The organism is Cohnella herbarum (assembly GCF_012849095.1).
GTDB classification, from domain to species: Bacteria; Bacillota; Bacilli; order Paenibacillales; family Paenibacillaceae; genus Cohnella; species Cohnella herbarum.
Genome location: NZ_CP051680.1, coordinates 5,483,571 through 5,495,345, shown reverse-complemented (window position 1 = coordinate 5,495,345; position 11,775 = coordinate 5,483,571). Strand labels below are relative to the sequence as shown.

Below are 11,775 nucleotides of genomic sequence, written 5' to 3'. Positions count from 1 at the left end.
ATCCTAGTCCAGTCTAATCCAGGGACCGGGTCCTTACCGCGAACATCCCCATCGGCTTCCATTGCAGGAAGGCGACGATGCAGAGGAATACCAACACTTTGCCGAGAGAAGCATCCGTCCACCATTCGAAGAGCGTATTGAATACTCCGATACCGAGCGCTCCGGCTACGGTCCCGACCAACTTCCCGACTCCGCCGAGCACGACGACCATGAAGGCGTCCACGATGTAATAAGTGCCGATGGAAGGCCCGATCGGACCGATCAAAGTAAGCGCGCAACCCGCTATGCCGGCGATGCCGGAACCGATCGCGAACGTGAACGAATCCACGCGTCTGGTCGAGATGCCGAGACAGGCGGCCATCTCTCTATTTTGCATAACCGCCCTCATCCGCCGACCGGCGTTGCTCCGGTAAATATACAAGTACATCGCGAAGAGACAAAGCGCCACTAGCGCGATAATGAACAATCTTTTATAGGGAAGCACCACTCCCGAGAATACCGTCAGTCCTCCGTCTAACCAAGACGGACTCGACACTGCCACGTTAGGCGCCCCGAAGATGGAGCGAGCCAACTGTTGAAGCATCAATCCGACGCCCCAGGTGGCCAACAAGCTATCGAGCGGCCTTCCGTAGAGGAAGCGGATCAGCGTGACTTCGAGCAAGTAACCGATCGCGAATGCGATGACGAAGCTAACGAGTATAGCAACGGGAAAATAAGCGTCGAATAGGCTCTTGGGAAGGGTTGATTTGAATATTTGCTGCGTCATATACGCCCCGTAGGCGCCAATCATAATGAATTCCCCGTGCGACATGTTAATGACCTTCATGAGGCCGAAAGTAATCGCAAGACCAAGCGCGATTAACAATAGAATCGAACTCACGCTCAAACCGTTAAAAAATTGCGAGACCCATATTTCCATTACGCAACCCCCTACGCTCCAAATGCGTCAAACCCTACCGCGCGTTTTGCGATTTTGCTTAAAAGCGAGGGGAAGCCCCGGCTTTCGCCGAACACTCCCCCATCCCTCCCAGTTTCCGCAAGACGACACCTTTATTGATCGCTCAGACCTTTGGCCCAGTCATACGTCGTAAGGTACGGATCCGGCTTAACGGGACCGCCGGAATTCCACAATTCAACGATTTGACCGTCTGCTTTGATCTCGCCGATCCGAACGGTTTTGTAAATATGCTGATTGTCGCCGTCGATCGTGACTTTGCCTTCCGGCGCATTGAATTCAATGCCCTTGGCCGCTTCCTTCACTTTATCGACCTCGAAGGATCCCGCTTTCTCTGCCGCGGCCGCCCACAAGTACACGGCAACGTAACCGGCTTCCATCGGATCGCTCGTCACGCTTTCCGCGCCGTATTCTTTCTTGAAATTTTCGACGAAAATTTTGTTTTCCGGCGTATCCGTCGTTTGATAGTAATCCCACGCAACGAGGTGACCGGTTAAGTATTCGGGTCCGATCCCTTTTACTTCCTCTTCCGCAACGGATACGGAAATCGTCATCAGATCCGCGGACGTAATTCCCGCGTCCTTCAATTGTTTGAAGAAAGCCACGTTGCTATCGCCGTTCAGCGTATTGTAGACAACGTCAGGTTTAGCTTCTTTGATTTTCGCGATAATCGTCGTGTAATCCGTATGTCCAAGCGGCGTGTATTCTTCCGCTACCGTCTCTCCGCCTTTGGCCGCCAATTGCGCCTTGATGATTTTGTTCGCGGTACGCGGGAAAACATAGTCGGAGCCGAGCAAGAACACTTTTTTCTTGCCTTTCTCCAGCAAGAAATCAACCGAAGGGATGATTTGTTGGTTAGTGGTAGCTCCCGTATAGAAAATGTTAGGGGATGATTCCAATCCTTCATACTGCACCGGGTACCAGAGAAGTCCGTTTAATTCTTCGAATACGGGCAACATCGCTTTCCGGCTGGAGGAAGTCCATCCCCCGAATACCGTCGCGACTTTATCTTCGGACAAGAGTTTGCGGGCTTTCTCGGCGAAAGTCGGCCAATCGGAAGCGCCGTCCTCGACTACCGCCTCGATCTGTTTGCCAAGCACGCCGCCTTTGGCGTTTATCTCTTTAATCGCCATCAGTTCGGAATTCTTAACCGTTACCTCCGAGATCGACATCGTGCCGCTTAAGGAATGCAGAATACCAACCTTAACCGTATCTCCGCCCGCAGCGGCGGGCGATGAAGCAGGCGCCGATGACGATGACTCCGACGATGCCGGCGCCGCCGGCGAAGCCGAACCCCCGGCTTCGTTGTTGTTATTGCCGCCGCACCCCGCCAACACCAAACTTGCCGTCATCGTCAGAACGAATCCCTTTAACCAATTGCCCTTCTTCATCTTTCCACTCCCCGATCCTTAGTATGGTTTTCTCTCTAAAATCCGAACGTTCGGTTCTCTCCACAGCCCAACCGTTCGTAATTACATTATATGGTTATGTCATCATTTGTGTCAATATACCTTACATTTATTATTGAAATTTCGTGGAAATGGAGTAGTTATTCTAATTTTATGTAATAAAATATTACATAAATGTTCGTATTGTTATGTTGAAATAGGATGGTATTCGGTTTTTAGTGGATTTATGTTAGATATTCTAAAAATATAGCCTGACCTTATCCGTCGAAAGTCGGGCCGTCCCACGATATAGCGGTGAAAATCACCACTATCGAGCCGAAAGTCAGGCCGTCACGTGAAATAGCGGTAGAAATCAACACTATCGAGCCGAAAGTCAGGTCGTCACGTGAAATAGCGGTACAAATCACCACTATTGAGCCGAAAGTCGGGCCGTCACGTGAAATAGCGGTGAAAATCACCACTATCGAGCCGAAAGTTGGTAGCGTCAAGTAGTCTGTGTAGTAGGTTTTTCCATCGGGACGATGGATAGAAAAAATCAATTTGTTTAAGGTCGTGTGACTTGAGGCGCGTAGCTCAAGCGAAGGCGCGGGAGCTACAGCTTTAAGTCTTTTGTCTTGAATATTTCTCAGTGTACATCTTCTCAAATGCTGCTTTGGTGTCTGGGTCTACAAAGCCTCGAATTGCTCTTCCGCACCATTTCTCATTGTAGTCTAGGGATTGGAGGTAGATGATTTTCTCTGCTGCTTCAATGTTAGTTAGACTATTCATTGGCTTCAGGCGCTTGCGTAACTCTTTGTTCGTCCGTTCAATGGGGTTCGAAGTGTAAATCGCAGGTCGTGTGAGTGCTGGGAACTTGTAGAAGGTCAGTAACGTCGGGAGTTGTTCCTCCCACGACTTCACTTCCTTCGGATATTGCTTGCTCCATTTGGCTTTGAACCCATCGAAGACCGCCAAAGCTACATCGCCATCAAATGCCGTGTATACACCCTTCAAATCTTCGAGAAACTCGGTTTTATCGTTGACTCGAATTTTTGGAAAGGTACTTCTCACTTTATGGACGATACAGTGCTGCACATCGGCCTGAGGATACACTGCTCGAAAAGCTTCCTCAAGTCCAGGTAGCCCGTCAAAAACGCCAACTAGCACTTCGGTTGCTCCGCGGTTCTTTAAGTCAATTAAGACCTCTTTCCAAACGTTAGAACTCTCTTGGCCACCGACGTAAAATCCTAGAATTTGACGTATCCCTTTCTCGTCGATACCCATGACCAAGTAAACAGCCTCGCTACTGACTGTATTACGTTTGAGCTTAACATAGAGCCCGTCCAAATAGATAACGGAGTAGCGTTTCTCTAGCGGGCGCTTCTGCCACTGTTCGATGTCCTCCATAACCGTCTGAGTAATGTTACTGATGGTGGTCGGAGAATACTGAGTACCGAACATGCTCTCGATGAACTTGGCAACTTCGCGTGTGCTCATTCCGCCTTTGTACATATGAATGATGGCCTCTTCCAACCAGCCTTCTCTACGTTGGTAGGGTTGGAACAAACGCGTTTGAAAAGTGCCTTTACGGTCGCGAGGAACTTGGAGTTCGTTTATGGTTCCGTAACGGGTTTGGAACGTACGCTTGTAGTGACCATTACGACTGTTTCGCTGATCCTGTTGCTCGTTAAGCATGTAGTTCTTAATTTCTTCACGCATGAGCAGTTCTAGCTTCTCCTGCAACAGCTTTTTTACAGCATTTTCAAGTAGATTGCCGTACGCATTTTCGGATATAGTAGTCATCGAGTAGGGCTCCTTCTTGGTGATGTCGTAATCCCGAGGATACCCTACTTTTTTGTTGCCTGTTAAGGCTCCAAATGTTGGTACACAGACTACTTTACATCATCCGAAAGTTAGGCCGTCCCACGAAATAGCGGTGAAAATCACCACTATCGAGCCGAAAGTCAGGCCGTCCCACGATATAGCGGTAGAAATCACCACTATCGACCCGAAAGTCGGGCCGTCGCACGATATAGCGGTGAAAATCGCCACTATCGAGCCGAAAGTCGGGCCGTCGCACGAAATAGCGGTGAAAATCACCACTATCGTCTATCCAGGGGTTCTGCGTTGCGGGCGCATCTCTGTCCGCGGAAATGCTTAAAAGCCTTATTCGTTTACAAATAAGGCCCCTACAGTCCGAAAGCCCAAAGCACAATGAACTTCCGCCCTTGAGTCATGACCGTCTTTACACGTTCCTCCAACCTCCGAAAGCCGTTACGTCCACGGCTCCTACCATCTCCGCCCCATAGCCCTCGCAGATGAATCCGGAAACCTCGGACCCGTCCGCGAGCTCGACTTTGCCGATCCCTAGCGGGGCCGGTATCATGGCGACGAAAGAGCCGAACTCCGTCACCGGCACCTTCCATATTTCCAACTCTATCGCTTCCCCGCCGGACTTTTGCTTGATCAACCCCGGCTTGGCGGGAGTTGTCGGAAGTTTATAAAGCTTATATTTCGGGGCGGTTTTCGTTTCTCGTACGAACGTCGCTCCACGCTCCAGAAGTTGCGTCTCCAACGGAAACCCTCGCATGTGCAATCCGCATACGGCCACGAATATCCTATCGGCGGACACTAGACCCCCTCCCTTTCCAGCGCAATCGTCGCTTCGAACAATGTCGCCGCGCCCCGGATCAAATCCTCGCGCTCCGCCGAGGCGAAGAACGTGATTCCGAACGGAAGATCGGGAGCCACATCGCAAGAAGGCACGGCAACGGCGCACATATCCAGCAAATTGCAATGATTCGTGTATCTCCCCATATCACGGTTCGTCGCGACCGGATCCAGACGAACCTGCTCGCGCGTCCAAGTACCGCCCGCCGTCGGCATGACGAGCACGGCGTCCTCCAACCTTTTGCGAGCTTCGAGCTTATAAGCCTGCAACTTATGCATCACTTTGAATAGCGACGCGGCCGTATGCTTCCCATCCGCGCCCGATCGAAGGATCCGTTCGGTTACCGGAAACAAGCGTCCTTCATTCGCTTCTACGAACGCCTCCAATCCCGCCCACCGCTCGGCCACCCAAGGTCCTTCATACAAGATGGCCGCAGCCTCTTCATAAATCGACGCGTCAACTTCCTCTACAGGAATGCCGAGACCCCTTATTCGCGCGAGCGACATTGCCCACGCCCGTTCGTACTCCGCGGCGAAAGGCCCGAAAAATCCAACCATTCCGGCGATAGGCACGCAAATCCGGGACGGCAGCGAACAACCGGGGACCGGAAGCTCCCGCGACCACGGATCGCCCGAACACGATCCGCGCGCGACTCTATCCACCGCCAGAGCGTCGTCCAGACTCCAGGCGAATACCGACACGCAATCCAGGCTTTCGCACGCTGGCACGACGCCTTTGACCGGCCAAGCGCCAAGGCTCGGCTTGTAACCGACAAGCCGGTTCAGATGAGCGGGCACCCGCCCGGAGCCCGCTGTGTCGGTTCCGAGGGAAAAGGCCGCTTGCCCCCTTGCCACCGCAACCGCCGAGCCGCCGCTCGACCCTCCGCTGATCAGCTCCGCCTTCAGCGAATTGCAGGTTTCGCCATACGGACTGCGCGATCCCACCAACCCCGTTGCGAACTGGTCGAGATTCGTCTTGCCAAGCGGAATCGCCCCCCGCCGCTATGAGCCGACCCACGACTTCCGCATCCTCCGAAGGAGAATAGGCGAACGCGGGGCAAGCCGCGGTCGTCGGAGCCGCCCTCCAGTCCATGTTATCCTTAATGGCGAAAGGAATTCCCCATAGCGGCGAACCCAGCGGATCAAGCTCGCCCAGCTTTCGCAAATACGGTTCGATCCGCGACATCTCGGGTGGCGTGATCCAAATATTCATCCCCTCGTCATCCCGAGATCGGCGAATGATTTCCAGTACGACTTCTTCCGGGGTCGTCTCCCTTTTCAGATAAAGCTCGCGTAGTCCGCCGATGGTTAATACCGCCGGCAATGTCTCCGTCTCCATTTTTCAATCCCCCTCGTCTATTCCCGCAAGATGCTCAACATCAATTGACCGGAATGAACCGATTCCCCCGGGCCTACGAAAACCGTGCCAACGACCCCATCGCCAGGCGCCTGCTGGGCGAATTCCATCTTCATGCTCTCCTGAATAACGAGCGTGTCGCCCTTCTTAACTTCCTGCCCCGCGGTTACAAGCACCTTCCACACGCTTCCGGGCATTGGACTGCGCACCGCAATTGCCCCTTCCGGCAATTCGTCTTCCGCCGCCGGTTCGGTCGATTCCTGGTCCGATACGTATTTAGCCAAGCCAAGTTTTATCCAACTTTCTCGCTCCTCACGGAAAGCCGCTTGCTGTCGATCACGGAAAGCATCCGCGCCCCCCTTGATCGATTCGAGGAAACGTAAATATTCCCCGAGATCGAACGACGTTTCCGTAATGTCCACCTCGTATCTGCCGCGAAGGAAATCTTCTCGCAGGATGAGCAGTTCATCGGCGTCCACCGGGTAAAATTGGATTTGATCGAAAAACCGAAGCAACCACGGTTCGCCCGGTTTAAAGCTTGCCGTAGGACGAAGGCGGTTCCACATCTGCACCGTTCGGCCGACGAATTGGTACCCTCCCGGGCCTTCCATTCCATAGACGCACATATAAGCCCCGCCGATTCCGACCGCATTTTCCGGCGTCCAAGTTCGGGCGGGATTGTACTTCGTCGTCACCAGCCGATGACGCGGATCGGTCGGCGTTGCGACTGGAGCGCCCAAATAAACGTCGCCAAGGCCAAGCACCAAATAATTCGCTTCGAAAACGATCCTGCGAACATCCTCGACACTATCCAACCCGTTCACTCGGCGGATGAATTCGATGTTGCTCGGGCACCATGGCGCGTCAGGGCGAACGTTCTGCCGATAACGATCGATGGCAACTCTTGTCGCCGGATCGTCCCAAGATAAAGGAAGTCGGACGATTCTAGACGGAACCCGGATCGATTCCAGCGACGGAAGCGATCGTTCGATCTCGACAATACGCCGACAGGCTTCCATTACCGTCATTTTCGAAGGGTCGATATGAATTTGCAGAGAGCGAATGCCGGGCGTCAGATCGAGCACAGGAACGGCATCACTCTCCTTAATGGCCTGCATAAGCGCATGCGCCTGAAAGCGAAGCGCAAGATCAAGCTCCATCCGACCGTATTCCACCAACAAATAACGATCGCCGCTGCATCGGATAGTCAGCGGGAATTGACGCCTTTCCTCCTCGCGAAACAACACCGGGTAATCGCCGCGAAAATCGGTTGCCGCCGACAACGGGAGTACGACCGGCTCCAACTCGTCTCGCTCTCCTGCTCCGATCGCTAACAAGTTCCCTTCTTGAACGACTCTCAACGCATCGGCTTCTTGTAAAGACAGTAGCCGGAAACGGATTTTATCTCCCGGATGTAATTGGCCGAGCTTCCACAGCTCCGCGGTCGCCGTCGTCGCCGGGCACACGAATCCGCCAAGGCTCGGACCGTCCGGACCAAGTAGAATCGGCATGTCTCCGGTCAGATCAAGCGTGCCGATCGCATACGCGTTGTCGTGTATGTTGGACGGATGAAGCCCCGCTTCCCCGCCGTCTTCCCGTGCCCAGAGAGGCGCGGGCCCGATCAGTCGGACGCCCGTCCGCGAGCTGTTATAATGTACTTCCCACTCCGTTTCGGCAAGTTGGCGCAAATACTCCGGCCGCAGATATTCCTCCGTACAATGCGGCCCGGGTATAACTCCGATCGTCCACTCGTTTGTCATCGCCGTCCGATGCGCCGTCGCCAACGCCGTCCACTCGGTTTCTTCAGCACCTCGCTTCGAAGCCCCATGCACATTCACGTTCAGTACGTCGCCCGTTCGAATCGCCCGACCTCCGTGCCCGCCGAATTGGCCTAGAGTAAACGTCGAAGAGCTGCCGAGAATTTTCGCCATATCGAACCCCCCGCCGACAAGCAAATAGGAACGCATCCCCACTTTGGCTTCTCCGAATGTCAGCGTCTCGCCCCGCCGAGCTTGAATCGCCCGATACATAGGAACAGACTTCCCATCTATCATCGGCAGCATATCGGCCCCCGTCACGCAGAAAGTCATGTTGCTGCGGAATCGAAAGGAGCCGCCCCTAAGCGTCATTTCCAGACCGGATGCATCGTCTTCGTTGCCCAACAGTTTATTGCCTATCCGGAACGACAACGAATCCATCGGTCCGCATGGCGGAACGCCGACGTTCCAATAGCCGACCCGGCCCGGATAATCCTGCACCGTCGTCTGAACTCCGCCATCCAGCACTTCCAACGCGAATTCCGCCGGCTCGAAACCATTCAACAACCCCGTATAGACGTTACCCGATAAGCAATCCTCATTCGCAAGCAACTCTCTCAAATATTGCAAATTCGTCGTCACGCCATAGAAGCGAGTATCCGACAGCGCCTTTACCAGCTTGCGGATCGCGTCTTCTCGATCTTCCCCATGCACGATGATTTTGGCCAGCATCGGATCATACAAGGTCGTAACGGTCAATCCGTCCCGCACCCAAGTTTCATTACGAGCCTCTTCGGAAAATATCGCTTGATCCAACTGACCGGCGCTCGGGCGGAACCCCTGCAAGCAATCCTCCGCGTAGATTCGGGCCTGAATGCTATGCCCCTTCGGCTTCGCAACAAGGGAATCCAACCCCGTCAATTCGTTCGCCGCTTCTCGCACCATCCACTCCACGAGATCAACCCCGAGCACCTCTTCGGTGACGCCGTGCTCCACCTGAAGCCTCGTGTTCACCTCCAAGAAGTAGTACTCGCAAGACTCAGGGTCATACAGAAATTCAACCGTCCCAGCGCTGCGGTAACCGACCTCGGCCGCCAGCTTGCGTGCCGACTCCAACATGCCGGACCGCACGCGATCGGGAAAATTCGGTGCCGGGGTTTCTTCGATTACCTTCTGGTTCCGTCGTTGAATGGAGCAATCCCTCTCTCCTAAAGCAACCACCTCGCCGAACCCGTTTCCGAATATTTGCACCTCCACATGGCGTGCCTTCGCGATGTATTTCTCGAGAAAAACGCCGCCATTCCTGAAGTTCGTTTCCGCCAAATGCCTAACGGAATCGAACGCGGATCGGAGAGCCCCCTCCCCGTCGCATACCCGCATTCCAATCCCGCCGCCCCCGGCGGTACTTTTCAAGATGACAGGATACCCGATCCCATCGGCCTCTCGAACCGCCTCTTCGATCTCGACGATAAGCCCCGTCCCGGGCAACATCGGAACACCTGCTTTCGCCGCCGCCTCGCGGGCGGAATGCTTCAGCCCGAACGTCTCCATCTGCTCCGGAGTCGGCCCGATAAATGCGATCCCCCGCTCCCGGCATGCGCGAGAGAATTCGGCATTTTCGCTAAGAAAGCCGTAACCCGGATGAATGGCCTGCGCTCCCGTATCCACAGCGGTTTGCAAGATCAGTTCCGCGTTGAGATAACTATCCTTGGCCGGCCCGTCGCCAATCCGTACGGCTTCGTCGGCACGATCAACGTGAAGGCTGTCTTGATCCGCCTTCGTATAGACGGCCACGGATGCGATTCCGAGTTTCCGAAGCGTACGCTCGATGCGGACGGCGATGGCGCCGCGGTTCGCGATGAGAACTTTAGTAAACATAATGACCACTCCCTAAGCGATAATCTTCCCGATCAACAATCCCAGATGAGAACCCGAATCGGAGTCGGATGATAGGCGTTGCAAGGATTATTAAGCTGAGGACAGTTGCTGATCAGCGCCATAGTACGGCCGTACGATCTCATTTCGACGTAAGCCCCCGGCGAGGAGACGCCATCCTGGAACGTTAGCCCGCCTTCCGGCGTGACCGGAACGTTCATGAAGAAGTTAATGTTCGGCGCCAAATTACGCTTGGAGTATTTACCTCCTTCCGCGTGATTCGCCAGTTGAAGCATAAAAGTATCGCGGCAATTGTGCATGTGCAGCTTCTCATGGGCGTAGCGCACGGTGTTGCTCTGCGCCGAGCAAGCACCGCCCAACGTATCATGGCGGCCGCACGTATCCGCGACGATCGTCAGCAGCTCTTTGCCCGATTCCGCCCGCAGCACGGAGCCGGCCGACAAGTAGATGTTGCGCTGACCCGTTATCGTGCGAACGGCGCTATAGTGATCCTCCGGATTGTCCGCATCGTAGAAAAGCGTATCCGCAGCTTGATTCCCCTCCAGATCGACGATCCGCAGCACTTGCCCCGGATTTAGCTCCCGCATCCAACCGTTCCCCGCAAGGACGACTTCGTCGTAGACGGCGGATTCAGGTTGTCGCGAACTTTCGACTCGATTAAATACGGCCATGGATAATTCCTCCCAGAAAGTATGGATTGCTCGCTATCGGCCTTGCAGCGCGTAATATTCCCATGTGTTCTCATAAGCGCGTCGATTCTCCGGACGAAAGCCGACGCAGTAATCGTCGTAGCCGACCGCCCCTTCCGACGGCAGCACCTCCAATTTCACCGGCACCGAAGGATAAATCGTTCTCGGATCGAGCGGATTCGGGGTGTTCGACAGCACGAGCACGACATCCATTTCGGTTCGAAGCGTAACGGTGGAGTTCGGGAGGCAGTGCCCCGTATCGTAGTGCAATTCTCCCGTTTCGTCGCAATACACCTTCGAGAACAAATTCACGTTGGGCATGAGATCGCGCACGCCGAGTCCGCATCGCACGAGTTCGACGGCCAGATTGTCCCGACCGCTCCGCAACCAATCGTTCCGCGTTTCCTGATACGTAGTTACTCCGTATTTCGCATCCGTCTCCTCCCGGGTCGTGTAACCCGAAATCGTATCGTGCCAGCCCAAGCTATCCTCCACGATAGCCGCGAGCACCCTCCCGTTATCGCTCATAAGCGTATGCCCCCTTGTCAGATGCGCGGTGTACTGCGCCTTCAGAGTATCCGGCATATTGTAGCGCTCGGTTAGATCGTCCGCGTTATAGAGCAATACGGAGACGTTAGCCCCTGCTCCTAACGCCGTGAAGCGTAGCCGTTTGCCTCTGCCGATCTTGCCCGACCATTTCCCTCCCGGTCGGATGGAAACGCTCCAGTCGTTGTTTTCCATTCGAATCGCTCCTTTTTTAGATTCAAACCTGATCTTGGGTAAATAAAAAGGAGACATCACAAGACGATTGTCTTGATGATATCTCCCAGGTTTTTATCCTTCCGTGTCGCCCCCGCGCTCGGGAACGGTTTACTCTCGGACCAGCCCGGTAATCGAGTCTCCGGCGGAACCCTAGTAAACTTAGTATTAAGTTGTGTAACTAAACATAACATATCACGAGCGATTATCTTCGTCAATCCTGATTATTTGAATTTTTGGTCGCTTTTTTATTCAATAATCAATTTTTATGTTAGTTTATATTACATAATTGGATGATTAATTC

8 protein-coding genes, 1 pseudogene and 1 riboswitch are annotated in these 11,775 nt (G+C 53.9%); all 9 genes and pseudogenes read right to left on the bottom strand.

What is annotated here, in order from left to right:
- Positions 1 to 13 precede the first annotated feature (13 nt).
- Positions 14 to 919, bottom strand: a complete 906-nt coding sequence (gene urtB / locus HH215_RS23425; protein ID WP_169282090.1) for an urea ABC transporter permease subunit UrtB — start codon at positions 917 to 919, stop codon at positions 14 to 16.
- A 131-nt stretch (positions 920 to 1,050) separates the two neighbouring features.
- Positions 1,051 to 2,346 carry an urea ABC transporter substrate-binding protein gene (gene urtA / locus HH215_RS23420; protein ID WP_174887636.1) on the bottom strand — a complete coding sequence of 432 codons (1,296 nt, stop codon included), beginning with the start codon at positions 2,344 to 2,346 and terminating at the stop codon, positions 1,051 to 1,053.
- A 618-nt stretch (positions 2,347 to 2,964) separates the two neighbouring features.
- Positions 2,965 to 4,146 (bottom strand): IS256 family transposase, encoded by a 1,182-nt coding sequence (locus HH215_RS23415; protein WP_169282089.1) that lies wholly within the window; start codon positions 4,144 to 4,146, stop codon positions 2,965 to 2,967.
- A gap of 442 nt (positions 4,147 to 4,588) precedes the next feature.
- A complete protein-coding gene (locus HH215_RS36510) occupies positions 4,589 to 4,975 on the bottom strand; it encodes an allophanate hydrolase-related protein (protein WP_254450194.1) in 387 nt (128 codons plus the stop codon).
- Entirely contained in the window at positions 4,975 to 5,958 is a 984-nt protein-coding gene (locus tag HH215_RS36505; RefSeq protein ID WP_254450193.1) for an amidase family protein, read from the bottom strand. Before HH215_RS36505 ends, HH215_RS36510 begins: the two co-directional genes overlap by 1 nt.
- Positions 5,959 to 6,025: 67 nt before the next feature.
- Positions 6,026 to 6,199: pseudogene (locus tag HH215_RS36500) on the bottom strand (amidase family protein); the annotation flags it as partial.
- 170 nt (positions 6,200 to 6,369) lie between these two features.
- Positions 6,370 to 10,005: an urea carboxylase gene (uca, locus tag HH215_RS23405; protein WP_169282088.1), complete on the bottom strand. Its 3,636-nt coding sequence runs from the start codon at positions 10,003 to 10,005 to the stop codon at positions 6,370 to 6,372.
- Positions 10,006 to 10,037: 32 nt separating this feature from the next.
- Complete coding sequence (locus HH215_RS23400) at positions 10,038 to 10,694, bottom strand: urea amidolyase associated protein UAAP2 (RefSeq protein ID WP_169282087.1); 657 nt, start codon at positions 10,692 to 10,694, stop codon at positions 10,038 to 10,040.
- Between the two features lie 33 nt (positions 10,695 to 10,727).
- Positions 10,728 to 11,453 (bottom strand): urea amidolyase associated protein UAAP1, encoded by a 726-nt coding sequence (locus HH215_RS23395; protein ID WP_169282086.1) that lies wholly within the window; start codon positions 11,451 to 11,453, stop codon positions 10,728 to 10,730.
- Between the two features lie 80 nt (positions 11,454 to 11,533).
- Positions 11,534 to 11,639, bottom strand: a riboswitch (guanidine-I (ykkC/yxkD leader).
- Positions 11,640 to 11,775: the final 136 nt, after the last annotated feature.

What these genes read in the sequence shown, in the direction of transcription:
- urtB (WP_169282090.1), bottom strand. Translation starts at nt 919, where the DNA reads ATGGAAATATGGGTCTCGCAATTTTTTAACGGTTTGAGCGTGAGTTCG.
- urtA (WP_174887636.1), bottom strand. Translation starts at nt 2,346, where the DNA reads ATGAAGAAGGGCAATTGGTTAAAGGGATTCGTTCTGACGATGACGGCA.
- HH215_RS23415 (WP_169282089.1), bottom strand. Translation starts at nt 4,146, where the DNA reads ATGACTACTATATCCGAAAATGCGTACGGCAATCTACTTGAAAATGCT.
- uca (WP_169282088.1), bottom strand. Translation starts at nt 10,005, where the DNA reads ATGTTTACTAAAGTTCTCATCGCGAACCGCGGCGCCATCGCCGTCCGC.
- HH215_RS23400 (WP_169282087.1), bottom strand. Translation starts at nt 10,694, where the DNA reads ATGGCCGTATTTAATCGAGTCGAAAGTTCGCGACAACCTGAATCCGCC.
- HH215_RS23395 (WP_169282086.1), bottom strand. Translation starts at nt 11,453, where the DNA reads ATGGAAAACAACGACTGGAGCGTTTCCATCCGACCGGGAGGGAAATGG.